General features: G+C 44.2%; 25 protein-coding genes. 17 read left to right on the forward strand and 8 right to left on the reverse strand.

Going from position 1 to position 22,679, the window contains the following annotated elements; translation table 11 throughout:
* Positions 1 to 9: 9 nt before the first annotated feature.
* The gene (locus FNC98_RS02440) at positions 10 to 987 is read right to left on the reverse strand and encodes a calcium/sodium antiporter (RefSeq protein WP_143579768.1); all 978 of its coding nucleotides are present in this window, start codon (positions 985 to 987) and stop codon (positions 10 to 12) included.
* Between the two features lie 271 nt (positions 988 to 1,258).
* On the opposite strand from FNC98_RS02440, the gene FNC98_RS02445 reads away from it, so the two are divergent.
* From FNC98_RS02445 to murA, 8 genes are all read left to right on the forward strand, one after another.
* Positions 1,259 to 2,020, forward strand: a complete 762-nt coding sequence (locus FNC98_RS02445) for an outer membrane protein OmpK (RefSeq protein WP_143579769.1) — start codon at positions 1,259 to 1,261, stop codon at positions 2,018 to 2,020.
* Positions 2,021 to 2,405: 385 nt separating this feature from the next.
* The gene (gene mlaF, locus FNC98_RS02450; protein ID WP_143579770.1) at positions 2,406 to 3,203 is read left to right on the forward strand and encodes a phospholipid ABC transporter ATP-binding protein MlaF; all 798 of its coding nucleotides are present in this window, start codon (positions 2,406 to 2,408) and stop codon (positions 3,201 to 3,203) included.
* 5 nt (positions 3,204 to 3,208) lie between these two features.
* The gene (gene mlaE, locus FNC98_RS02455; protein WP_143579771.1) at positions 3,209 to 3,988 is read left to right on the forward strand and encodes a lipid asymmetry maintenance ABC transporter permease subunit MlaE; all 780 of its coding nucleotides are present in this window, start codon (positions 3,209 to 3,211) and stop codon (positions 3,986 to 3,988) included.
* A 46-nt stretch (positions 3,989 to 4,034) separates the two neighbouring features.
* Positions 4,035 to 4,511, forward strand: coding sequence for an outer membrane lipid asymmetry maintenance protein MlaD (gene mlaD, locus FNC98_RS02460; RefSeq protein ID WP_143579772.1), 477 nt, complete (start codon positions 4,035 to 4,037; stop codon positions 4,509 to 4,511).
* 9 nt (positions 4,512 to 4,520) lie between these two features.
* Positions 4,521 to 5,198 carry a phospholipid-binding protein MlaC gene (gene mlaC / locus FNC98_RS02465; protein WP_221932915.1) on the forward strand — a complete coding sequence of 226 codons (678 nt, stop codon included), beginning with the start codon at positions 4,521 to 4,523 and terminating at the stop codon, positions 5,196 to 5,198.
* On the forward strand, positions 5,198 to 5,509 hold the full coding sequence (locus FNC98_RS02470; RefSeq protein ID WP_143579774.1) for a lipid asymmetry maintenance protein MlaB: 312 nt from the start codon (positions 5,198 to 5,200) through the stop codon (positions 5,507 to 5,509). The genes mlaC and FNC98_RS02470 overlap by 1 nt, the downstream gene beginning before the upstream one ends.
* A 16-nt stretch (positions 5,510 to 5,525) precedes the next feature.
* Positions 5,526 to 5,783: a BolA family protein gene (locus tag FNC98_RS02475; protein ID WP_143579775.1), complete on the forward strand. Its 258-nt coding sequence runs from the start codon at positions 5,526 to 5,528 to the stop codon at positions 5,781 to 5,783.
* Between the two features lie 24 nt (positions 5,784 to 5,807).
* Positions 5,808 to 7,067 carry a UDP-N-acetylglucosamine 1-carboxyvinyltransferase gene (gene murA / locus FNC98_RS02480; RefSeq protein ID WP_143579776.1) on the forward strand — a complete coding sequence of 420 codons (1,260 nt, stop codon included), beginning with the start codon at positions 5,808 to 5,810 and terminating at the stop codon, positions 7,065 to 7,067.
* 78 nt (positions 7,068 to 7,145) lie between these two features.
* On the opposite strand, the gene FNC98_RS02485 is transcribed toward murA, so the two are convergent.
* The 3 genes from FNC98_RS02485 to FNC98_RS02495 all read right to left on the reverse strand — a co-directional run bounded on the left by FNC98_RS02485 (position 7,146) and on the right by FNC98_RS02495 (position 10,334).
* A complete protein-coding gene (locus tag FNC98_RS02485; protein WP_143579777.1) occupies positions 7,146 to 8,207 on the reverse strand; it encodes a trypsin-like peptidase domain-containing protein in 1,062 nt (353 codons plus the stop codon).
* Positions 8,208 to 8,326: 119 nt separating this feature from the next.
* Positions 8,327 to 9,679: a Do family serine endopeptidase gene (locus FNC98_RS02490; RefSeq protein WP_143579778.1), complete on the reverse strand. Its 1,353-nt coding sequence runs from the start codon at positions 9,677 to 9,679 to the stop codon at positions 8,327 to 8,329.
* Positions 9,680 to 9,917: 238 nt separating this feature from the next.
* The gene (locus FNC98_RS02495) at positions 9,918 to 10,334 is read right to left on the reverse strand and encodes a YhcB family protein (RefSeq protein ID WP_143579779.1); all 417 of its coding nucleotides are present in this window, start codon (positions 10,332 to 10,334) and stop codon (positions 9,918 to 9,920) included.
* 157 nt (positions 10,335 to 10,491) lie between these two features.
* Between FNC98_RS02495 and zapE the strand changes: the two genes are divergently transcribed.
* The 9 genes from zapE to FNC98_RS02540 all read left to right on the forward strand — a co-directional run bounded on the left by zapE (position 10,492) and on the right by FNC98_RS02540 (position 19,050).
* Entirely contained in the window at positions 10,492 to 11,607 is a 1,116-nt protein-coding gene (gene zapE, locus FNC98_RS02500; protein WP_143579780.1) for a cell division protein ZapE, read from the forward strand.
* A gap of 751 nt (positions 11,608 to 12,358) precedes the next feature.
* A complete protein-coding gene (gene rplM / locus FNC98_RS02505) occupies positions 12,359 to 12,787 on the forward strand; it encodes a 50S ribosomal protein L13 (RefSeq protein WP_143579781.1) in 429 nt (142 codons plus the stop codon).
* A 3-nt stretch (positions 12,788 to 12,790) separates the two neighbouring features.
* Positions 12,791 to 13,183, forward strand: coding sequence for a 30S ribosomal protein S9 (gene rpsI / locus FNC98_RS02510; protein WP_143579782.1), 393 nt, complete (start codon positions 12,791 to 12,793; stop codon positions 13,181 to 13,183).
* Between the two features lie 500 nt (positions 13,184 to 13,683).
* A complete protein-coding gene (locus tag FNC98_RS02515) occupies positions 13,684 to 14,175 on the forward strand; it encodes a hypothetical protein (RefSeq protein ID WP_185968037.1) in 492 nt (163 codons plus the stop codon).
* Positions 14,176 to 15,226: 1,051 nt separating this feature from the next.
* Entirely contained in the window at positions 15,227 to 15,817 is a 591-nt protein-coding gene (gene petA / locus FNC98_RS02520) for a ubiquinol-cytochrome c reductase iron-sulfur subunit (RefSeq protein WP_143579784.1), read from the forward strand.
* Positions 15,817 to 17,079 carry a cytochrome b gene (locus tag FNC98_RS02525; RefSeq protein ID WP_143579785.1) on the forward strand — a complete coding sequence of 421 codons (1,263 nt, stop codon included), beginning with the start codon at positions 15,817 to 15,819 and terminating at the stop codon, positions 17,077 to 17,079. Before petA ends, FNC98_RS02525 begins: the two co-directional genes overlap by 1 nt.
* A 2-nt stretch (positions 17,080 to 17,081) precedes the next feature.
* Entirely contained in the window at positions 17,082 to 17,837 is a 756-nt protein-coding gene (locus FNC98_RS02530) for a cytochrome c1 (RefSeq protein WP_143579786.1), read from the forward strand.
* A gap of 141 nt (positions 17,838 to 17,978) precedes the next feature.
* The gene (sspA, locus tag FNC98_RS02535) at positions 17,979 to 18,620 is read left to right on the forward strand and encodes a stringent starvation protein SspA (RefSeq protein ID WP_143579787.1); all 642 of its coding nucleotides are present in this window, start codon (positions 17,979 to 17,981) and stop codon (positions 18,618 to 18,620) included.
* A 31-nt stretch (positions 18,621 to 18,651) separates the two neighbouring features.
* Positions 18,652 to 19,050 carry a ClpXP protease specificity-enhancing factor gene (locus FNC98_RS02540; protein WP_143579788.1) on the forward strand — a complete coding sequence of 133 codons (399 nt, stop codon included), beginning with the start codon at positions 18,652 to 18,654 and terminating at the stop codon, positions 19,048 to 19,050.
* 63 nt (positions 19,051 to 19,113) lie between these two features.
* Here FNC98_RS02540 and FNC98_RS02545 read toward each other — a convergent pair whose 3' ends face one another.
* From FNC98_RS02545 to FNC98_RS02560, 4 genes are read right to left on the reverse strand one after another with little or no spacing between them, the layout of a single operon-like run.
* A complete protein-coding gene (locus FNC98_RS02545; protein ID WP_143579789.1) occupies positions 19,114 to 19,680 on the reverse strand; it encodes a BON domain-containing protein in 567 nt (188 codons plus the stop codon).
* Positions 19,681 to 19,737: 57 nt separating this feature from the next.
* Positions 19,738 to 20,328, reverse strand: coding sequence for a phosphoheptose isomerase (locus tag FNC98_RS02550; RefSeq protein WP_143579790.1), 591 nt, complete (start codon positions 20,326 to 20,328; stop codon positions 19,738 to 19,740).
* 2 nt (positions 20,329 to 20,330) lie between these two features.
* Positions 20,331 to 20,735 carry a YraN family protein gene (locus tag FNC98_RS02555; protein WP_221932916.1) on the reverse strand — a complete coding sequence of 135 codons (405 nt, stop codon included), beginning with the start codon at positions 20,733 to 20,735 and terminating at the stop codon, positions 20,331 to 20,333.
* Positions 20,698 to 22,584, reverse strand: coding sequence for a penicillin-binding protein activator (locus FNC98_RS02560; protein ID WP_185968038.1), 1,887 nt, complete (start codon positions 22,582 to 22,584; stop codon positions 20,698 to 20,700). The genes FNC98_RS02555 and FNC98_RS02560 overlap by 38 nt, the downstream gene beginning before the upstream one ends.
* Positions 22,585 to 22,679: the final 95 nt, after the last annotated feature.

The raw sequence follows: 22,679 nt of genomic DNA on the forward strand, positions 1-22,679 counted from the left end.
GGCCATTATCTATGCCATCTGGGAAAAAATCAGATATTGATAGAATATAAACGCGGCAACTAGTATACCGCCTTCAATGCGTCGAATAACAAATTTACCCTTTAAACTGAAACAAAGGAAGAATAAAAGTAGGGTAAGCCCCATCATATAAGGTACATCGCGACTGGCAACCTGTGGATCTACATCACCTGGTGAGAGGAGTCCAGGAATTGCCAGTACGGCGAGAATATTAAAGATATTTGAACCAATGATATTGCCTAGTGCCAGGTCATCCTCTTTCTTGATGATACTGACGACACTAGCCGCTAATTCAGGCAAACTGGTGCCAATAGCGATGATGGTCAAGCCGATGACCAAATCACTAACGCCAAAATCCTTGGCGATACTAGTGGCCGAATCTACCAGAAAGTTTGCGCTCAAGGGGAGCAATGTCATCCCAAGGATAAGCCAGAACAAAGCTGCCATCGTGCCAACGTCTTCGGGTATTTCCGAAACTGCGTCAGCTAGCATTGGATCTTTGTCTCGCTCTTCTTTGCTCTGACGCAAGGAAATGATTACCAACACGGTGATAAACAGAATGAACCCTATCAATAGTGCCAGACCCTCAGCAAAACTGAAATAAAGGTTATAAAGCATCACGCTGGCGAAAAAGGTAACGATAAGTAGGAGCGGGATTTCTCGTTTTAGGGTTGAAGAAGAAACCAGAAGAGGTTTACATATTGCGGTTATACCCAATACCAATGCGATATTGGTAATATTCGAACCAATGGCGTTACCTATTGCGGTATCCGGTGCTCCCTGCAGGGCTGCCGTTGCCGCTACAACCATTTCCGGAGCGGAAGAGCCCATTGCCACAATGGTTAAGCCGATAATCATCGGCGCGATTCCTAAATTTCTGGCGACCGAAGCTGCGCCATAGACAAACTTATCAGCACTCCAGACCAGAATAGCCAGTGAGATAATTAATATTAGTATTTCTGTGAACATTCAGTACTCCATATTCGCTGTCTAAATTGTCGCTTGTCAGCATCAAAATGAAAAGCATAAACCGGGTAAAATTCACAAAAATCATATCAGAACGACAAAATGTACATGTTTTGACCAATAAGGCATTGACCTAAGGTAAGATTTTTCGTAATTGCAGCTAGTATTAGCGAATGGATAGTTGTAAATACGGCCGCACTATATTTAACCGCCGTGGTATCCGTTTAATAATCAATAAATCAACGCTTTAATCATTCGATATCCAGGGTGCTCAATGCGAAAAACGCTTATCTTACTGACAACACTTGCGTCGTTTTCTGGTTCTACTGCTGAGTATCAGTTTGGTTTCGCCAATACCTATGTTGATTACTTATCCTGGAAACAGGGGACTCAGGGATATAATGGAATCGATGTCAGCGAAGATCGAGACGACCACATAACCTGGGGAATAGAGGCCGGGATAACCTTTGACTGGGGCGAAGCTTATGGCTTTATGGAAGCGGAGAAATTAGATAAGGACGCGGAAGTCAGATCTCAAGCATTCAAAGCAAGCGCTCATTACCGAGTTCATACCAACCTGACTTTATACGGGCAGGTTTATGATTATTCTGAATCTGGTGGTTTTGTCGATGAACAGAATCGGGTACTTGGTTTTGGTTATCTGGGGTGGAGTAGCGATAACTATTGGTTCAAACCGTTTCTGGGCTTCCATCATGTTACCTCACCATTCAGTGATCCATTTGGTAACAATATTTCCGGTTACAACGGCGGAATGTTGGGCTGGAACCTGGGATGGTTTTTCAATATTGGTAGTGCCAGTTTTATGCTGACTAACTGGAATGAAATAGAGTTTGCCCGCAACCACGAATATGCCGATTACCAAAACGGTGATACCGGGTTGAATGGCGCGTTCGGGCTCTGGTATGACGTTTCGAAAAAGTTTTATGTCGGCCTGCAGTATCGCTACTTTTCTAATAAACTTGGCGTTGACGATTACGGTGATGCGTTAATCTGGCGAATTGGTTATCACTTTTAAAGTCACCATGTGTTGATGTCTGGCTTAAAGAAAATTAATTCATCTATCCACTTACAGGGTTTTAAAATCGCTAAGAGATTGATGCAAAAATTTCTGTCATGCTCTTCCACTTAGCATTATTGCTCACAACTATCGTTGTCACTGGCTTGAATTCTCAGGTCGGTGACCCGACATTTGCTATCATTCGATGAAATAATTCAACGTTCTAAATGATCTATTCAATCGATTTAATCGAACTAACTTATATCATTGATGAAATGGTCACTTGCTGCTCAATAATGATATAGTTTACAAATTATTACGATTTAAAGCTGCAGCGGCGATTCTGCTTAGGTAGAATCCTGTTGTTTGGATAACTGATAATGAGAACACATCTCGCTACCTTATGACGGATAATCTGGTAAATATCAACGACCTGTCGTTCTATCGTGAACAACGCTGTATTTATAACGGCATCAATTTGACGATCCCGAAGGGCAAGGTCACGGCTATCATGGGCCCTAGTGGTATCGGTAAAACTACCTTGTTGAAACTTATTGGCGGGCAGTTAAAGCCAACCCGGGGTAACATCGAGTTTGCCGGCAACGACATCAATAAACTTTCTCGCCATGATCTCTATGAAAGCCGCAAGCGTATGAGCATGCTGTTTCAATCAGGCGCCTTGTTTACCGATATGACGGTTTTCGACAACGTCGCATTTCCAATTCGCGAGCACAGCAAGTTGCCCGAAGACATCATTGAAAAGATGGTAATGATGAAACTTGAAGTGGTTGGTTTACGTGGCGCTATGCACTTGAAGCCCTCTGAGCTTTCCGGTGGTATGGCAAGACGAGCGGCTCTGGCCCGGGCTATTGCCTTAGATCCTGAACTTATCATGTACGATGAGCCATTCGCCGGTCAGGATCCCATTTCCATGGGCGTCATCGTTCGCCTGATTCGTGACCTCAATGATGCCCTGGGGTTAACTTCTATTGTCGTATCTCACGATGTTCCTGAGGTCATGAGCATCGCCGATTATATTTATATCATTGCCGAACAGAAAATTATCGGTCATGGCACCGCAGACGAAATTCGACAGCAACAATCACCACTGGTACAACAGTTTATCAAAGGTGAAGATGATGGTCCGGTACCGTTTCATTTTCCGGCTGAGCCTTACGCCAAGCAGTTAATAGGAAAATAATAAGGATGTTAGAATATTTTCAAAGGTTAGGGCACAACACCATTGCCCTTATCTCCGGGTTAGGAAGAGCCATGTTGATGTTGCTTTCAGCAATCGTACATCGGCCTTCACCAAGAAAAGGCATGCCGTTATTAATGACGCAACTATATTCAGTAGGTGTGTTGTCTCTGGTGATTATTTTAGTGTCGGGTACGTTTATCGGTATGGTGTTATCGTTGCAGGGCTATACCATATTGGTAGGCTTTGGCGCCGAGGCAAGTTTAGGACCATTAGTAGCATTATCCTTATTAAGAGAACTGGGGCCTGTTGTCGCGGCATTGCTTTTTGCCGGTCGCGCAGGTTCTGCACTTACCGCTGAAATAGGTTTGATGAAGGCTACTGAGCAGTTGAGTAGTCTGGAAATGATGGCGGTTGATCCGTTGCGCCAGATTATTGCACCACGATTCTGGGCCGGTTTTATCAGTTTACCTTTGCTTGCGGCGATTTTCTCCGCGGTTGGTATTCTCGGCGCTCACTTAGTCGGTGTCGACTGGTTAGGTGTCGATCAAGGGACATTCTGGTCTGTTATGCAGGCCCAGGTAGACTTGTATAATGATATTCTCAATGGCGTGATCAAGTCCGTGGTGTTTGCTTTTGTTGTTACCTGGATTGCCGTCTATAAAGGTTACGATTGCGTGCCTACTTCTGAGGGCATTAGTCGCGCGACAACGGCAACCGTAGTGCAATCGTCGCTTTGCGTTTTAGGTTTAGATTTTATTTTAACGGCATTGATGTTTACCAGCTAAGGTAGCTTGATGCGTTATTGAAAGTTAGGAAAATTGGTGAATTGACATGGTGTCAAAAAAAATTGAATTAATGGTTGGTTTATTCGTAGCGGCAGGGATTGCGGCATTACTGATGTTAGCATTGAAAGTTGCAGATGCAGGCATCCAGGGCAATGGCCAAACGTATAATCTGTATGCTAAATTCGACAATATAGGCGGGCTTAAAGTCAGATCCCCGATCAAAGTTGGCGGTGTAATCATAGGAAGAGTGGAAAAGATTGCCCTGGATTCTGACGATTATATGCCAGTGGTTACATTGAGCATTTATTCTCAATACGAAGGTTTTTCCGAGTCATCGTCGCTGTCGATCTTAACGGCGGGTTTGCTTGGTGAACAATATCTTGGATTGGAACCTGGATTTATTGATGAAGACCTGGGAATTGGTACTTTGCAACCGGGTGATTATATTGAAGATACCAAGTCGGCTCTGGTCTTAGAAGAAATGATTGGCCAGTTTTTATTTAGTCAGGGAAGCGACGATTAAGAGGAAATGATGAAATTTATATCTTTAAAAGCGGTATTACTAAGCGTTTTGGTTTTCACAGCGAATGCTTTTGCGGCAGAGGTGAGCAAAGAAGATCCCTATAAGATGATCAACGAAGTATCGCAGATTACTTTTGATCGGTTAGCCAAAGAAGAAGCACAGATTAAAGCCGATCCGAACTTGCTAAAAGGCATTGTAGAGGAAGAAATGATGCCTTACGTGTTCTATCAGTATGCGGCGCTGAAAGTGTTAGGTAACTATCGTAAAAATGCGAGTAACGAAGAGATTAAAGCCTTTATTGTTGCGTTTCGCGAGTATCTGATAACGTCCTACGCGCAGGTTTTTACCCTGTATGATCACCAGAAGATCCAGTTTGAACCGGAAAAAAGTTTCGACAAAGAAAAGATAGTTATGGTTGGTGTCGACGTTATTGATGGTAATCGACCTCCGATAAATCTGAAGTTTAAGGTACGTAAGAACACCAAAACGAACGAATGGCAGGCGTTTGATCTGGTTGCCGAAGGTGTAAGCCTTTTAGATGCAAAACAAAAAGAACTGCGCAGTATACTGGCTCAAAATGGGGTGCCTAAAGTTACTGAAATGTTGCTTGAGAAAAGTAAACGCGACATCGTTTTCAAGAAAAACGGTAAAGACGACGCCATGAAAGAGATAGGAATTGAAAAATAATGAGCAGTGAATCGCTGACCATTGCGCGAATTGATGGCGAAAATGTGCAATTAAATGGTGAGCTGACGAGAAAATCCATTATTGGTAACCAAAACAAAAACTTTCTCGAAATATTAGCGTCGAATCAGCAACGTGTTGATCTTAAAGCTCTAAACAAGGTAGATACGGCGGGACTTAGCTGGCTACTGGCCTTGGTAGAGCTGGCAACTAAAAAACAAATTGTAATTAGCTATTCCAATCCGCCTGCAGAATTGGTTAAACTCGCCAGACTGAGCCGAGTCGAGCAGCTATTGCCGATTAAAGATAACTAATATTGGAGAATGGACATTGCAAGCCGCCGATATCGAAAAAATTTTAAATGACGCACTAAGTCTTGATGATCTGCACGTAACCTTTGACGGTTCACAATGCAGTATTATTGCTGTTTCCGATGAATTTGAAGAAATGAGTCGCGTCAAAAAGCAACAAACTGTTTACGCCCCCCTAACCGAGGCCATCAATCAGGGCCATATTCATGCCGTCAGTATCAAAACTTTTACCAATAGCCAGTGGCAACGGGAAAAGAAATTTTTACTACCGTCTTAAGTTAACCTGAAAAGAAGAACTACTTTGCAAGCATTTAGAATTCACAGCGGTAACGAATTACATGGGGACGTTACCATTTCTGGCGCAAAGAACGCCGCTTTACCCATTCTTTTTGCCACCATTCTCGCAGAATCGCCTCTGCAGGTGAGCAATGTTCCACGCCTGAACGACATCAATACAACGCTTAAATTACTGGCAGAGCTCGGTGCTAAAGTCGACTGGTCTTCGCACAACAGCGTGGCAATTGACGCCAGTAATATCAATAACTGCCTGGCGCCGTATGAGTTGGTAAAAACCATGCGCGCATCGATTTTAGTGCTAGGACCTCTGCTTGCAAGATTTGGTCACGCCGAAGTTTCGCTTCCAGGCGGTTGCGCTATTGGCGCTCGACCCGTGGATTTGCATATCCAGGGCCTTAAGGCTATGGGTGCTGAAATTACTGTAGAAAATGGTTATATCATCGCTCGTAAAGAAGGTCGATTGCAGGGTGCCAGATTCTTTATGGATGCGGTTAGCGTAACAGGCACTGAAAACCTGATGATGGCGGCAGCGCTTGCCGAAGGTACAACCGTTATTGAGAATGCGGCCAGAGAACCTGAAATTGTCGATTTAGCGAATTTCCTCAATCTGATGGGTGCTAAAGTATCCGGAGCGGGTACCGACACTCTGACCATTGAAGGTGTAGAAGCATTACAAGGAGCTGATTACCCGGTAATGCCTGATCGTATTGAAACCGGTACCTTCCTGGTAGCAGCTGCGGTTACTGGCGGTAAGATTCGTTGTTTGAATACTGACGCAACTGCCTTAGAAGCGGTTATCAGTAAGCTTCAGGAAGCGGGTGCAAATGTGACGACTGGTGATGACTGGATCGAGTTGGAAATGACCCAGCGTCCAAAAGCGGTAAATATTCGTACCGCACCACACCCGGCATTCCCTACTGATATGCAGGCTCAGTTCGTCACCCTAAATGCTATCGCCGAGGGCACAGCAACGACCGTAGAAACGATTTTTGAAAATCGTTTCATGCATGTTCCTGAGCTTCAACGCATGGGAGCCGATATGAAACTGGAAGGCAACACTGCGATATCTGTAGGTGTAGAAACCTTAACGGGCGCACAGGTGATGGCAACAGATCTCAGAGCCTCTGCGAGTCTGGTAATTGCAGGTCTGGTTGCTCAAGGTGAAACCATTGTCGATAGAATTTATCATATTGACCGTGGTTACCAGCACATCGAAGATAAGCTTCAAAAGCTAGGTGCAGATATCACTCGTTTTGATAAGTAAATGTAGTAACGGCTAAACAGTGAATAAAAAGGCGCACTTTAGGTGCGCCTTTTTTGTGCCTGAAGCTTTATTTGGATTTTAACGATTAAGTTCAACGATTTTTACCGGTACTTCTATCGCTTGTTTATTACGAATCACTGAAAAATTAAGTACGGTCCCAGGTTTGGTTTCGGCAACAATATCCAGGGCATGGTTAATACTTACTATCGCGGTACCATCGATTTTATAAACCACATCATCCTTTTGTAGACCAGCAACCTGAGCAGGACTTCCAGGCGTTGTAGCGTCAATAACAAAGCCTTTTAATTGCGGATTATAACGCTGCGAACTAATGCCCAACCAACCGCGGACAACGCGCCCATTACTTATCAACTCCAACATGACTTTTTTCGCTAACTTATAAGGTATTGCGAAAAATATACCCTGAATATTTATCTGCGGGTTTAAGCGTTTGAATTGTGCGGTTGTGATGCCGACCAGATCGCCATTAGAATTTACTAACGCGCCGCCGGAATTACCATCATTGATGGCAGCATCCATTTGTAGAAATTCTCGATAACTGGTGCTGCTTAAACCACTTCTCCCAGTCGCGGAAATTATTCCCTGGGTAATTGTCTGGCCAAGGTTTAAAGGATTGCCAATAGCTAAAACTACATCGCCGACTAATGGCGTTTGTGAGTCATCCATTGGGATCACCGGCAGGTTGCTTGCCTGAACTTTAAGAACCGCTAAATCGGTTAATTCATCACTGCCAATTAGTTCCGCCGTTAGCTCAGTTTGATTTTGTAAAACCACGGTAATTAGATCCGCGTTTAATACCACATGATAATTAGTCAGGATATAGCCGCGACTGTCCATGATAACGCCGGAGCCCAGCTTTATTCGCTGTAATGAGCGGCTGCGGTATCTTGGATTCGTTTCTATGCTTTCACTGTAAATATTCACTACTGCAGGCGCCGCTTTGGCAACGGCACTGGCGTAGGAGACTGGCTTGGGTTTTTCATCGACCGGTTTGAAAATGTTCAGCGATGCGGAACTGCCAGAGCGCAATTCAGGCACAAGAATAAGTAACACAACTGCGGTTAACAGCCCATAGCTGGTGGCACGCAGGATATAGGTAAGTGCGGGAACTATTTTCAAAAGATTTCAGTAAGTTGTTATTGGTATAGTCTAAAGAGTAGCATTTATTTGCAGGGGATTGTAGTAGGTAAAAGAGGTAAGGGTGCTGCCTGGGCCATGGGACACAGGCAGCGATATGATTAGCGGATCATTAAGTAGAGTTCGGTATTTCCGCGTACAACATTCAGTGCCACAACGCCTTTAACGCCTTCTAAAGCGCTGCGAAGTTGGGCCAGATTGCTGACCTTTTTACGGTTAACGCCGATGATAGTATCGCCTTTACGAAGGCCCACCGCCTGAGCTGGAGAATTCCCTTCTAGCTCGGTGACCTCAACCCCCTGGTTGTTTTCAGCGCTACTGAATTGTGCGCCTTTCAGCATTGGGTGCATGGTTGCTGCAGCAATGTTAGCATCCGCGGCAGGTTTCAGTTTTGCAGTAACGTCCTTTTCCCGACCATCACGCAAGATAGTAAGCTCAACTTCTTTGCCGGCGCCAATCGAACCAATCTTTCCACGCAGCTCATTAAAGGTTTTTACTTTCTTGCCATTAACCGCAATGATGATGTCACCGGCTTTAATACCGGCGTTTTCAGCCGCCGAATCTGGCGCGACCTGGCTGATAAAGCCACCTTGATTGGTATCTAAATCCATGGCTTTGGCTAATTCGGCATTGATGCTATTACCGGTAACACCTAGGACACCGCGGCGGACCTCACCAAATTCAATGATCTGGTTGGTAAGATTGCGCATCATATTCGATGGAATGGCAAAACCGATACCAACATTACCACCACTCGGGCCTAAAATAGCCGTGTTAATACCAATCAATTCGCCTTTGAGGTTAACCAGAGCGCCACCTGAGTTACCTGAATTGATAGCAGCGTCGGTTTGGATAAAGTCTTCGAAGTTTTCAATATTAAGGCCACTTCGACCCAAAGCTGAAACGATTCCTGATGTTACCGTCTGACCTAGACCAAAAGGACTACCGATAGCAACGGCAAAATCGCCAACTCGTAAATCATCGGAATCGGCAAGTTTGATTTCTGTCAGATCGTCGGCTTTTATTTGCAGCAAGGCGATATCGCTTTCGGCATCGCTACCAATTTTCTTCGCTTCAAACTGGCGACCGTCTTTTAAGTTAATCTGAATTTCGTCTGCTTCATCAACCACATGGTTGTTGGTAACGATATATCCTTTCTTAGCGTCGATGATGACACCAGAACCCAGGCCTCTGAATGGTCTTTCCTGAGGTTGCTGGCCGCGACGCTGACCGAAGAAAAACTTAAAGGCGTCTGGGATCTGTTGCTGTACCTCCTGGGTACCGGCAACAGAAATACTGACCACTGCGGGAGTTGTCATTTCCAGCATTGGCGCCAGACTTGGCATGGGTTCATCTTCGAAGAATTGTGGTAAGGCTGCGTAGCTGTTCGGTGCTGACAGTGCCAGTGAGCCGACAATCAGTGCCAGTGAAGTAATAGAAGAGAGTTTTTTCATAGGTATCGAGACTCCAAAATTTACTACAAACATATAAAAATGCCGTGCCAGATGAGGTTTTTCATCCTATTGCATATTTATTGGTATTTATTTAGCAAAACTCAAGGGTTGTGAACAAACCAATCTGAAGCCGGTGGCGCCAATGGCACAGGCAGACTGATAGCCCCTCAGGAGGTAAAGACTCCGGGCTCAATTGAAAGTTCCAAATTGAGCCGAACCTAAATGTAACGAATTGTTTTTATTTGTCAAACAGTCCGCTTGGATCAGAGGAATAGTCGCGAGGCGCTTCGGTAAGGTTTTCTACTTTTTTCTTACGGCGTTGCATTTTAGCAACGGCTTGTAATTCTGCTTCTGTTTCGGCCCCAAAAAATGGCATGCCATTGGTTTCCTGATTTACTTTGTTAAGTAATTCCGTGCTTTTTTCCATTTGTAACATGGCTTTGGTACAGGCTTCATTCATTTGTCCCAATAGCTCCATCGAGCTTTTCAAATGAACGGCCACGTCTTGTTGATAGGACTCCAATGATGTACGACTCTCTTCAACTTCTTTTTCTAAACGTTGGTTTTCCTGGCTGGCACTGGACAACAGACGAGTTGCAACGATTCCGATAACTAAACCGGCAACAAAGATACTTAGCGAAATAATGATATCCATATTTTACCCTTATAATAGCGATACGTGTGGCGGACAATTGGCTGTGAAAACAACAGTGCCACTTGTTCTTATATTCTTTTATAATAGCCGCAAATTGACTTCAGTACATTAACTTATTTTGCAAAAGCGGCTGGTAAAACCAGCCCTGTAGACGATTATGCTCAAGCTTACGCCATTACAAAAATATCAACAGGATCTGCAACGCGACGATTTTAGTTACGACCCGGCACAGGAAAACGCCATCAAACATTTACAGCGCCTGTACGATGATCTGATGGTGCAACCGGTGGCGGTTAGTGGTTTTAGAAAGGTCTGGTCGGGTTGGAAAAAAGTCTACAGTAAATCTAAACCGCAGCCGGTAAAAGGCCTCTATTTCTGGGGCGGCGTCGGTCGCGGTAAAACCTATCTGGTTGATACCTTTTACGATTGCTTACCGTTTGAAGATAAAATGCGCGTTCATTTTCATCGCTTCATGCATCGGGTGCACCAAGAAATGAAGTCGTTGTCGGGGCAGTCCGACCCGTTGCAGATCATCGCTAAAAAGTTTGCCGATGAAACCCGAATTATATGTTTTGATGAATTCTTTGTCTCTGATATCACCGATGCAATGATTCTTGGTACTTTATTTGAGAATCTGTTTTCCCATGGGGTTACCCTGGTTGCTACCTCAAACATTATTCCCGATGACTTATACAGAAATGGTCTTCAACGGGCTCGTTTCTTACCGGCGATAAAATTGATAAATGAGCACACTGAGGTTGTGAATGTGGATAGCGGCGTCGATTATCGATTACGCACCTTGCAGCAGGCAAACCTCTTCCATCATCCTTTGAATGACGAAGCGTCTACCCAATTACAGAAGTATTTTAAGCAGCTGGCGCCGGAAGCAGGGCGGGCAGGTCAGGTTATCGAAATCAGTAATCGCGAGCTAGAAACGGTATTGGAAGCCGACGGTATCGTTTATTTCAGTTTTCACGAGTTGTGTGAAACTGCTCGAAGCCAAACCGATTACATGGAAATATCCAGGCTTTACCAGACGGTAATTGTCAGCGACGTGAAAGTAATGGGGCAGAGCAATGATGATGCGGCGCGCCGTTTTATCGCCTTGGTGGATGAGTTTTATGAGCGCAAGGTTAAATTGATTATCTCAGCCGAAGTTGCGATGGAAGCGTTATATACCGATGGCACCTTAAATTTCGAATTTAAACGCTGCTTGAGTCGCCTACAGGAAATGCAGTCGGTGGATTATCTGGCCGCAGAACATATTCCGTAGCAGGTGGAGTAAAACACTCGATTTCCTCGTGTTTTAAGGTGGAGTCTAACGAGGGTGGAGTAAAACACTCGATTTCCTCGTGTTTTAAGGTGGAGTCTAACGAGGGTGGAGTAAAACACTCGATTTCCTCGTGTTTTATGGTGGATTCTAACGAGGGTAGAGTAAAACACTCGATTTCCTCGTGTTTTATGGTGGATTTTAACGAGGGTGGAGTAAAACACTCGATTTCCTCGTGTTTTATGGTGGACTCTGACGAAGAGGGAGTAAAATATTCCGCTGCGTCATATTTTAGGTTGGAGTCTCCGAGGCCCGAGTGCATTTGAGATTGAGGTTCATTTGTAGGCAAGTTGATTTATTCTTCCACCGAAAATTGCTCCTCGATAACTGCTCCTCGAAAACTGCTCCTGCGTTATTCTAGCTACATACATCCATGTATTAGTGCGTTATTCTACCTGCGAACATCCATGTTCTTGTGCATTTTCGGCATACCGGCCAATCCCTGGCCATAACCTTCCACCTTCCACCTTCCACCAGCGAAGCTTACCTCCTCAAATATTAAGTTTTTTCTCATTGTTTGAAATTTATACGTGATCTTTTGATAAAATTTCTCTATAATTCGCGCCTCCCAACGTTACAACGCCTGTTTTCAGGCAACAGACTCGATACTCGAAGGGGTAATAGCGAAGTCTTTATTAACCGGCAGAATCAATTCTGCTTTTTAATGTAACTTTTTTAATTATGGGTTTTTTTAATGAAAACTTTTGTAGCTAAGCCAGACAGCGTACAACGCGAATGGTTTGTAGTGGACGCTGAAGGTAAAACTTTAGGTCGTATCGCTACTGAGATTGCTCGTCGTTTACGTGGTAAGCACAAGCCAGAATACACTCCTCACGCTGACACTGGCGATTACATCGTTGTTGTTAACGCTGAGAAAGTTCACGTTACTGGTAACAAAGCGAAAGGTAAAATTTACTACTCGCACACTGAGTTCCCTGGTGGTTTGAAGCAAATTAGCTTTGAAAAGCTAATCGAGAAAGCGCCTGAGCGTGCAATTGAGTTTGCAGTTAAAGGCATGTTACCTAAAGGCCCTCTAGGTCGTGACATGTATCGTAAATTAAAAGTGTATGCTGGTCCTGAGCACAAGCATGCGGCACAACAACCTAAAGTTTTGGAGCTTTAAGCAATGGCTGATAATCAATATTACGGTACTGGTCGTCGCAAGAGCTCAACTGCTCGTGTGTTCTTGAAAGCTGGTAACGGTACCATCACAATCAACAAAAAAGACATCTCTGAGTACTTCGGTCGTGAGACTGCTCGTATGGTTGTTCGTCAACCGCTTGAGCTAGTTGAGATGATTGAAAAGTTTGACCTTAACATCACTGTTGTTGGTGGTGGTATCTCTGGTCAAGCTGGTGCTATCCGTCACGGTATCACTCGTGCATTGATGCAATTCGACGAAAGCCTACGTAGTGACCTGCGTAAAGCTGGTTTCGTTACTCGTGATGCTCGTAAAGTTGAACGTAAGAAAGTTGGTTTACACAAAGCGCGTAAACGTCCACAATTCTCGAAGCGTTAATTTTACTTCTATATTGCAAAAAAGCCGGTTTTTACCGGCTTTTTTTTATACAGGGATTGTATTTATCCTTGCGAGCCATGGATGGTGCTAGCAAGGGTTTGCATTAGGAACGTGCTTAGTCGATATATTGTCATCCCTGATATATCGACATATCGTAAATCCTTTTACTAATCCTCTCATACCAGGGATGACTATAAAGAGCGTTCTACAGACGGTTATGAATATAAGGCAATATTTGGTAAGTTCTACAAAGCGGACGGATTGCTAACAAACTCATAAATTGTCAATTAACGGCACTGTGTAAATACAGAATTTAGTAACTTTCCCCTATATTCATGAAAATGAGCAATTTGCTTACTTTTGTCTCTCTCAAAAAATTAATACCGCATATTTTTAATAACGCTGGCAACTAGTTATCAACTTTGTTAAAACTAACCCATTCAAAAAAGTGCGCGACCGCAAATCAGAAATATGCGCGATTTGCGCACTATTAAATTGTTATGAGTCATGGAGCATGGGGTACATTGACCAATAAATTTATCTATCTAATTCCTTTATTTGCTCTTCTGTATTTAGCCCATGACACTATTTGGGAAATTGGATACGGTTATGAAGTGAAACTAGGAAGGTATGACGATTGGAAAATTGAAAGACATGGTGAGGTTATTGTTGGGCCTACAATCCATGACTATCAGAAAATAGGCGACTTCGTTATCGGTATACATACTCCAGTACACGATAAGATTTGTGGAAAGTTTCCTTATGCCATTGCAGAAAAGAAAAAAGGATACTTTGTTCTTCAAATTGACACTGGAAAAGTCTTGGAATTTTATGATCCTACCGAATTTTCAACGAAACTATCAGAGTTAAATATTCAGCAATCGAAAGTCGATTTGCATTACGGGCTACTTGACGACGTATGGGATCCTAATAGCGTTCACTATGGTAACTTTTTTACAGAGGATTTCTGTGAAAGTCAAAAAGACGCATAACAAGTCGCTTCATTCGCCCAAAAAAAAGCAGGGCTTGGACAAAAATATGTGGGCTGTCCTCGCTCCGCTCGTTATGATAGCCCACATTATTTTTGCCCCTGGGCGGGGCGTTACAGAACGTCTGCTTTTGTAAAACGCACTTAATTGCAAGGAATATCTGAACGACTCTGAATGGCACTTCAGAGACGTTCGGGTAGACTGGAATTTTGCCAAAAAAACGAGATTACGGCCTACGCCGCAATGACTCGAATAAAACTTCGACAGCGTCCTCACCGACAGCGTCCTCAGCGATGAAATCCTCACCGACGCAGTCCTCACCCCAATAAAAAGTTAACTGAAGCTCCTGGCACACTAGAGACATTCGGCCCAAGCCAAGATTCCCTGTAGTATCAGGGAATGACGCAAGGGTTTTTGCTTTTTACTCGAAGCGACGTTTTTGTCGCGGGTACAGAATTTCGGTTCCAGACAAATTCTGCATACCAACATCCATGTCGGTAACCCGGAACAATCTTTGATTGTGTACTCGAAGTGACGTTTTCCGTCACGTACCCGGAGTATCGTTTACGATACGTACTCAGGGAGTTTCTACTCCCGCTTGTGGCACATAACGTCCGTAGATGACCTATTTTGGTATACGTACCACTTCAACAATTAACGTTAATAGAACCATCCCTTTACATCTCCTCACGAGCCATGGATGGTGCTAGTCAGGGTTTATATCTGAATTTACCAGCACCTCCTACTGAACTGTCTAAACAGGCGCCAAACACTGATCCCTGTCGCTGAACACTCTAAACTTTTAACATCTGCTTAAAACTTCTGCGACACTTTCAAAACTCCCATTCCCGTTGAATTTTATTCCCGTACTTATTTTACGGTTTATCGGCCGTGATGATTGTTTTACCTTGTAAAAAAAAGGCTATTTCATTATCATAGGCAAAATTTTTTAGTCCCTGAAACACCTTGTTGCAATTCGCTGAAATTGAGCAATGCAAAAGGGAACGAAATAAAAACTTAAAATTTATTGTCTAGTTAATAATGGAGAGATGGAATGAGCAATGCGCCCGTGGATAACGGCCGTCGACGCTTTCTGACAGTCGCTACTTCGGTAGTAGGCGGAGCAGGTGTTGTTGGTGCAGCTGTGCCTTTCATTGCTTCCTGGAATCCGAGCGAAAAAGCGAAAGCTGCCGGTGCCCCTGTGGAAGTTAATATCAGTAAAATTGCTACTGGCCAGTTGGTTCGTACAAACTATCGTGGTAAACCGATTTATATAGTACGCCGTGGTCAGGACGTGATTGACGCCTTAGGTGGTCACGAAGATCAACTAAGCGATCCGCAATCAAACGAAGCGCAACAGCCTGAATACGCGCAAAATCAATATCGCTCCATTAACCCAGAATATCTGGTTGCTGAAGGGGTTTGTACGCACTTGGGTTGCGCACCATCTTATCAAAAAGGTGATTTCGCAGAACAGGTCGAGGGCGTTGATTATGGCTTCTTCTGTCCGTGCCACGGTTCCAAGTTTGATATGGCAGGCCGAGTATTCTCTGGTGTACCTGCTCCGTTAAACCTTGTGGTTCCTGAGCATTCATTCTTAGATGACAACACCCTAATCATTGGTGTTGGTAAGGGAGATGCATAATGTTCGCTAATTTCATGGCCTGGATTGACCAGCGCCTACCGGTTACTGAAGCGTGGAACAAGCACGTCGGTCAGTATCCCGCTCCTAAAAACTTCAATTTCTGGTACTTTTTCGGCTCTCTAGCCATGTTGGTACTAGTAAACCAAATCGTTACTGGTATCTGGTTAACGATGAATTATGAACCATCAGGTGATGGTGCATTCGCCTCCGTTGAGTACATCATGCGTGATGTCGATTACGGCTGGTTGTTGCGTTACATGCACTCCACTGGTGCTTCGGCGTTCTTTGTCGTCGTATATCTGCACATGTTCCGTGGATTAATGTACGGTTCTTATCAAAAGCCTCGCGAGCTTCTATGGATCTTCGGTATGTTGATCTTCTTAGTGCTTATGGCTGAAGCCTTCATGGGTTACTTACTACCTTGGGGTAATATGTCTTACTGGGGTGCCCAGGTTATCATCTCCTTGTTTGGTGCGATTCCAATCATTGGTGATGACCTGACTACCTGGATTCGTGGTGATTACGTTATCTCTGGTGCAACGCTAAACCGTTTCTTCGCACTTCATGTTATTGCTCTACCGCTAGTCCTAGTTGTACTGGTTTTCCTACATATTCTTGCATTGCACGAAGTAGGTTCAAACAACCCAGAAGGTACTGACATCAAGAAGCCTAAGGGCAGTGTTCCAGAGTCTGAGCAGAGTCAGTTCAAGTTCCACGAGAGCTACACCAAGAAATATGACATCGTTGATGCGGTGCCGTTCCACCCGTATTACTCAGTAAAAGATATCATGGGCGTTGTTGGTTTCTTAATCTTATTCTGTTGGGTGATGTTCTTCGCACCAGAAGGCGGTGGTTACTTCCTTGAAGCACCTAACTTCGAACCAGCAAATGCCTTGAAAACGCCTGAAAACATCGTTCCAGTTTGGTACTTCGGTCCGTTCTACACCATCTTACGTGTAATCCCGGACAAGTTACTTGGTATGGTTGGTATGTTCGCGGCTATCGGTATGCTGTTCGCCCTTCCTTGGTTCGACCGCGGTACGGTGCGTTCTATCCGCTATCGTAGCAAGTGGCACGTGCTAAACTTAACCCAATTTGCGATTTGTTTTGTGATTCTGGGTGTTTTAGGAACCATGCCTGCGTCTGATTTAGCGAACCTGATTGGTCGTATCGCATCTCTAGGTTACTTTGGTTTCTTCATTGCGCTTTGGTTCTATTCGAAAAACGAAGATACCAAGCCAGTTCCGGAAAGGATGTCTTAATAATGAAAAAAATTCTAGTAACCCTATTATGTCTATTCCCTGCGTTGGCACTTGCTGCCGGCGCAACCGGACCATTGGATAAAGCTAACAACGACATTACTGACAAGGCTTCATTGCGCAACGGTGCTGAAACCTTTATGAACTATTGTCTGGGCTGTCACTCTTTGAAATTTCAACGCTACAATCGTACCTTTAAGGATTTGGGCATTGACGAAAAGGAAGGCATGGCAACCTTGATGTTTACCGGTGAAAAGCCAGGTGATCACATTACCAATAACATGCCAGCGGCAGAAGCTGCGGCCTGGTTTGGTGCGGCGCCACCGGATCTAACACTTGTTGCCCGTTCCCGTAAAGGCGGAGCTGACTGGATTTACACGTATCTACGTGGTTTCTATGTCGATCCAGCGCGTCCATTCGGTGTTAACAATGTAACGTTCAAAGATGTTGGTATGCCACACGTATTCCAGAACCTTCAGGGTGTTCAGGAGTTATCTGAAGAAGCGCAAGCTATGCTGGCGTTGCCTTCAAAAGAACAACGTCCTTTATCTACTGAAGACTTGGTATTGGTGCAGGAAGGTTCAATGACGCCAGCCGAGTACGATGTTATGGTGCGTGATCTTGCGAACTTCCTTGAGTACACAGGTGAGCCAGGTAAAGCTGAGCGCAAACGTCTTGGCTACTGGGTCTTAGGATTCCTGTTTATTCTGTTTATCCTGAGCTACTTGCTTAAGAAAGAATACTGGCGTGACGTTCACTAAATTGGTTTACCCTGACGTCTTCAGTTAGGGTTAATTCAGGGGCTATACTAATATCGAATCAGGGATATTAGTTTCAGCCCCTTTGTCGTATCAGGTCTTTTTGAACCGATACTCATTAATAAGAATATTTTTGGAGGATATATGGCTGTAGCCGCAAACAAACGCTCTGTCATGACTTTGTTTTCAAACGCCGATGACATGTACTCTCACCAGACACGTATTGTGCTGGCCGAGAAAGGTGTCGGTGTAGATATCCACTTAGTGGACATGGATAACCTTCCGGAAGATTTAATTGACTTAAATCCTTACGGAACTGTCCCAACCCTTATTGATCGTGAGTTAGCGCTTTACGAAGCTAAGATCATTATGGAATATCTGGATGAACGTTTTCCGCATCCGCCATTAATGCCCGTATATCCGGTTAGCCGCGGTCGTAGTCGCTTAATGATGCACCGTATTGAAAATGACTGGTATACACTAGCCGACAAGATTTTAAATGGTTCTGCTGCGGAAGCAGAATCGGCGCGCAATGAATTGCGTGAAAGCCTGTTATCAATTGCTCCTATTCTAAACGAAGCACCATATTTTATGAGCGAAGAATTTAGTCTGGTCGATTGTTATCTTGCTCCGCTGTTATGGCGTTTACCTGCTTTTGGTATTGAGTTATCAGGCCAGGGGAGTAAAGAGCTTAAATCTTATATGCTGCGTTTATTTGACCGGGAGTCATTCCAGGCTTCATTAACTGAAGCGGAACGCGAATTGCGTTTCGGTCATCCAGCATAATAAACCGGTATTTGGTTGTATGAATATCGTAATGACGTCAAATAAGCCCTACTTAATCAGGGCTTTTTTTGAATGGATAGTAGATAACGAATTGACCCCATATATTGCGGTTGATGCCTATTTTCCAGACGTTGAGGTTCCTGTTGCTTATGTTACCGATGGACAAATCGTTCTAAACATTGCGCCGGTGAGTGTCGGTGGTTTTGCGATGGGTGAACATGCGATTGAATTTAGTGCCCGATTCGGCGGTAAACTGGAACATCTTATTGTCCCTTACGAGGCGGTTGCGGCAATATATGCCCGTGAAAACGGTGTAGGTACATCTTTTGAAGTGAACTACCCACCGCTATCTGAAGAAGAACCAGAGACAGTAGAAGAAGATCCCAAACCACCAAAAAAAGGCAAACCTACGCTTTCTATCGTTAAGTAGGCTTACATTTCAGATACAAAAAACGGGCACTTAGCCCGTTTTTTATTACTTAAGTTTCAAAGACTATAAGTATTCAAATGCCCGGTAAACCATAGCAACACCATAGACATTACGAACGATGTCTACCGCTATCTGACTTTCCTGTTGATTTACCAGACCCATTAAGAAGACTTCAGAATCTTCAGTGACAACTTTAATCGCTGAGGCATCAATGCGTTCATCCATCAGCAATTCGGTTTTAACTTTTGTCGTTAGCCACGAATCAGCGCCTTTACTGGAGATAGAAAGGAGTTTGCCGACGCGAACTTGATTATGCAGCTTGCGGATCCCTGGGATATCACTAACCAGGCGAATTACCTGATCTTTTAGTGCCTGAGTAGGCGCCTGGCCAACAACTAAAAGGTGTCCGTTTACACTGGTAAACTTAACATTAGTGGCTTCTTCTAATAGTGGCTCGTTGCGAATGCGGCCATAGGCTTTAACTTCAATAGCCTGATCATCAACCTGGGCTCCTAACGTGCGGCGATCATTGTATGACATCGCTCCACCCGCAGCGGCACCGACCAGAGCCACAGCGCATCCTTGAAGTGTGCTGGCTATAGCAGCAACAAAAATAATCTGCTTCAACATAATATTCTTCTTGTTAACTTGTTGGTGCCTTTAGCGAGTTAAAGGCGGGGTTAAGGTTTAGTTTTCCGCTTGCGGAAATAAGGTTGTATCAATAATTTCGCATAAACAGTGTATGGCTAGCAAGTGTACTTCCTGAATTCTTGCGGTACGATTCGACGGCACACGTATTTCTACGTCGTTTTCACCAAGTAACCCTGCAATCTCACCACCATCTTTACCAGTCAAGGCGATAATCTTCATATCTCTTGCTACCGCGGCTTCGATTGCCTTGATAACATTTCCTGAGTTACCTGAGGTTGAGATCGCCAGCAGTATGTCGCCAGCGCTACCAAGGGCACGAACTTGTTTGGAGAATACTTCTTCGTAACTATAATCGTTGGCAATAGACGTCAAGGTTGAACTATCTGTCGTTAAGGCAATCGCAGGTAAGCTTGGGCGCTCGGTCTCATAGCGGTTGAGTAACTCTGATGAAAAGTGCTGAGCATCGCCTGCGGAGCCACCATTACCGCATGACAGAATCTTTTGCCCTGCTAAAAGACATTCCACCATCACCATGCCAGCTTTTTCAATAGCTACAGGTAAGGCTTCACTGGCCGCGATTTTTGTTTCAATACTTTCGCGGAAATTGTCTTTAACTCGTTCTAACATAATCAAGCTCCATAAAAGGCATTTTTAAGCCAGGATATTCTAGGGTTGATGGCTAAACCATTTAGGCTTACGACATCAAAACGACAGCTCGTATTGTACTCGTTCAACCCCTGTTTTTGCAGAAAAACTTGCGCGGTGCGAATGATTTTCCGTTGTTTGCTTTTGACGACTTGTGAACTAGCGTCGCCATAATCATCATGGGACCGAAATTTTACTTCGACAAAAACCCAGCAATCCAGTTCTTTAAAAATCAAATCTATTTCGCCGAATTTACTGTGATAGTTTGCCGTTACAAAGGTTAGTCCCTGTGCAGTTAAAAAGCGACTGGCGCGCTTCTCCATCGCCGCAGCGATTGGTGTTCGTGAAATGTTACTCCATCGAAGTCGCCGTAACCTGTCGAAAACCATATTTCCCCCAGGACAATGAACGGCTGATAACTTTATCGCTGTCCATCTGTAAAGTACCTGTCTCTCCGCGATGATGTTGTGCGGGGTTCTTCGCCATCACCTGCACTTTATCAACCAGGTTCATACTGTCGATACCCATCGCATAAAGACGTTGCATGGTGCTGGAACTGGTAGGCCATAGCTCTCTCGCCTGCTCGGAAAGGTCCTGTGCTCTGGCTTGTTTTGGTAACAACCATGGAATTTCTGTGAAAGTCAGGCCATTCAAGTCGCGACTGGTATTCTTATCGCGATTAATATTGTGGCTTCGCGAGCTGGCAAAAATTGGAATTGCTTTAGCAAAGGGGCTGATATTAACGTCAACATACGGCTTTAATAATCTGGCGTCATCGGCGCTTGCGAAGATGTAGATCATATCGATGTCACGACGATTTCGAGGCTCAGCTTCAAGGTTTTCGTTCATGCGATTACGCATCAGGAAAATTCGCTCTTTGGAAAGATTGACATCAAGCGCATTTTTAACGGCTTGTTCCATCTCCTTACTGGTCTGATAGTAAATCACCTGTGGCGTATTACCGCTTTGTAAAAACCATTGGTTCTGGAAGGTATCAGCCAGACGCTTGCCGAGACTGGAATCCTGACTAAGGATTACTGGATGCTGATAGCCTTTGTGGAATAGGGTGAATGCAGCCTGCTTCGCTTCATCTTCTGGTCGCATCGAAAACACATAATGCTTATCACCTAATTGCTGCTGCTCTGGCAGGTTTAACAAAAGGGTCGGCCAGGTATGGGGCATCAGCACCTGTTCAGTCGCGATATAAGCATCTACTTTTTGTTTTAATAATGGGCCAATGACAAAGTCCGGAGGTGTGAGCATAAGTTGCTGTGAGATTTCTGTCATGGTTGCGCTGTTGCTATCAATAAATGACAGTTTTCTTTGATTATCATTTTTTTGGTAAGCCGCTAACAAACCTCGCTGAATTGCCTGCCCGATGCTGGCTTCTCGACCTGACAGCGGGATTATGACAGTGATATTGTCAATCGACTGTTGCTCGGGGATCAGGGTTAACGCCACGGTTTCACGGTCTAATCCAACATCTGTTTCTGGCACCGGTTGTGGCTCCGGATTGAGATAGTTTGCCACTAATGGGGCTGCCAAATGGGTTCGATAACGATTTTGCCAAACCTGGTAAGCATTGGAGCTTTGTAACTGTTGCACGTTACTGCTTTCAATCCCGATTAACGCTAACCAGCCGGATAATTGTGGCGGATTTTGCTTCTTCAGATAATCAAGTTGCCATGGCATCAGTTGGCCGATCAGGTTTTTTAGTTGTTCGAGCTCTTCAATATCGTCAGTAGGAAAGCTTTGGTATTGCAGTAGATAGGCATTGATAGCCTGAGGCAATTTACCTTGTTCTAGCAAAGCATCGGCGGTTAGTCGTAATTTACGTTTAGCGGTACTTGAGGCTTTAATGTTTGAAAGTAGCGATAAGCATAAATCGGCATCCCCTAGCATCAGGCTCGCTTCTGCCATATTCAGCAAATTGTAATTGCTTTGGATTTGATTAAGAGGGAGGTTCGCCAACTGCTGGGAAAGAAACAGTGATTTTTCAGGTTGCTGTTGCTTTAACAGTTTTTGCCCAGCCTGAAGTAGCAATATGATTGCTTGCTGGTTGTCTTGTCCTTTGGCTTGGGCCAGTAGCTCTTCAACCGTTACTGGTTGTTCCTCAACACTTTCTATCTGTTGTTCTGTTTTCGGTGCTTTCTTTTGTGCTTTTTTAGGCTCTGGGGTCGCACAACCATTTAATATCAATACGGCAATACCAAAAAACAGCAGGGATTTTGCTTTCATAAAGTCTGACTTTCGCTTTAGCGTAAGGGGGCTAGGTTTATTATTATCTTGATGCTTATTCATGAACATTAGGTCGATTTGAACGAATCGCCTAT

The sequence above is a fragment of the Thalassotalea sp. PS06 genome, from assembly GCF_007197775.1.
Lineage (GTDB): Bacteria > Pseudomonadota > Gammaproteobacteria > Enterobacterales > Alteromonadaceae > Thalassotalea_A.

What these genes read in the sequence shown, in the direction of transcription:
- FNC98_RS02440 (WP_143579768.1), bottom strand. Translation starts at nt 987, where the DNA reads ATGTTCACAGAAATACTAATATTAATTATCTCACTGGCTATTCTGGTC.
- FNC98_RS02445 (WP_143579769.1), top strand. Translation starts at nt 1,259, where the DNA reads ATGCGAAAAACGCTTATCTTACTGACAACACTTGCGTCGTTTTCTGGT.
- mlaF (WP_143579770.1), top strand. Translation starts at nt 2,406, where the DNA reads ATGACGGATAATCTGGTAAATATCAACGACCTGTCGTTCTATCGTGAA.
- mlaE (WP_143579771.1), top strand. Translation starts at nt 3,209, where the DNA reads ATGTTAGAATATTTTCAAAGGTTAGGGCACAACACCATTGCCCTTATC.
- mlaD (WP_143579772.1), top strand. Translation starts at nt 4,035, where the DNA reads ATGGTGTCAAAAAAAATTGAATTAATGGTTGGTTTATTCGTAGCGGCA.
- mlaC (WP_221932915.1), top strand. Translation starts at nt 4,521, where the DNA reads ATGAAATTTATATCTTTAAAAGCGGTATTACTAAGCGTTTTGGTTTTC.
- FNC98_RS02470 (WP_143579774.1), top strand. Translation starts at nt 5,198, where the DNA reads ATGAGCAGTGAATCGCTGACCATTGCGCGAATTGATGGCGAAAATGTG.
- FNC98_RS02490 (WP_143579778.1), bottom strand. Translation starts at nt 9,679, where the DNA reads ATGAAAAAACTCTCTTCTATTACTTCACTGGCACTGATTGTCGGCTCA.
- FNC98_RS02495 (WP_143579779.1), bottom strand. Translation starts at nt 10,334, where the DNA reads ATGGATATCATTATTTCGCTAAGTATCTTTGTTGCCGGTTTAGTTATC.
- zapE (WP_143579780.1), top strand. Translation starts at nt 10,492, where the DNA reads ATGCTCAAGCTTACGCCATTACAAAAATATCAACAGGATCTGCAACGC.
- rplM (WP_143579781.1), top strand. Translation starts at nt 12,359, where the DNA reads ATGAAAACTTTTGTAGCTAAGCCAGACAGCGTACAACGCGAATGGTTT.
- rpsI (WP_143579782.1), top strand. Translation starts at nt 12,791, where the DNA reads ATGGCTGATAATCAATATTACGGTACTGGTCGTCGCAAGAGCTCAACT.
- FNC98_RS02515 (WP_185968037.1), top strand. Translation starts at nt 13,684, where the DNA reads ATGAGTCATGGAGCATGGGGTACATTGACCAATAAATTTATCTATCTA.
- petA (WP_143579784.1), top strand. Translation starts at nt 15,227, where the DNA reads ATGAGCAATGCGCCCGTGGATAACGGCCGTCGACGCTTTCTGACAGTC.
- FNC98_RS02525 (WP_143579785.1), top strand. Translation starts at nt 15,817, where the DNA reads ATGTTCGCTAATTTCATGGCCTGGATTGACCAGCGCCTACCGGTTACT.
- FNC98_RS02530 (WP_143579786.1), top strand. Translation starts at nt 17,082, where the DNA reads ATGAAAAAAATTCTAGTAACCCTATTATGTCTATTCCCTGCGTTGGCA.
- sspA (WP_143579787.1), top strand. Translation starts at nt 17,979, where the DNA reads ATGGCTGTAGCCGCAAACAAACGCTCTGTCATGACTTTGTTTTCAAAC.
- FNC98_RS02540 (WP_143579788.1), top strand. Translation starts at nt 18,652, where the DNA reads ATGACGTCAAATAAGCCCTACTTAATCAGGGCTTTTTTTGAATGGATA.
- FNC98_RS02545 (WP_143579789.1), bottom strand. Translation starts at nt 19,680, where the DNA reads ATGTTGAAGCAGATTATTTTTGTTGCTGCTATAGCCAGCACACTTCAA.
- FNC98_RS02550 (WP_143579790.1), bottom strand. Translation starts at nt 20,328, where the DNA reads ATGTTAGAACGAGTTAAAGACAATTTCCGCGAAAGTATTGAAACAAAA.
- FNC98_RS02555 (WP_221932916.1), bottom strand. Translation starts at nt 20,735, where the DNA reads ATGGTTTTCGACAGGTTACGGCGACTTCGATGGAGTAACATTTCACGA.
- FNC98_RS02560 (WP_185968038.1), bottom strand. Translation starts at nt 22,584, where the DNA reads ATGAAAGCAAAATCCCTGCTGTTTTTTGGTATTGCCGTATTGATATTA.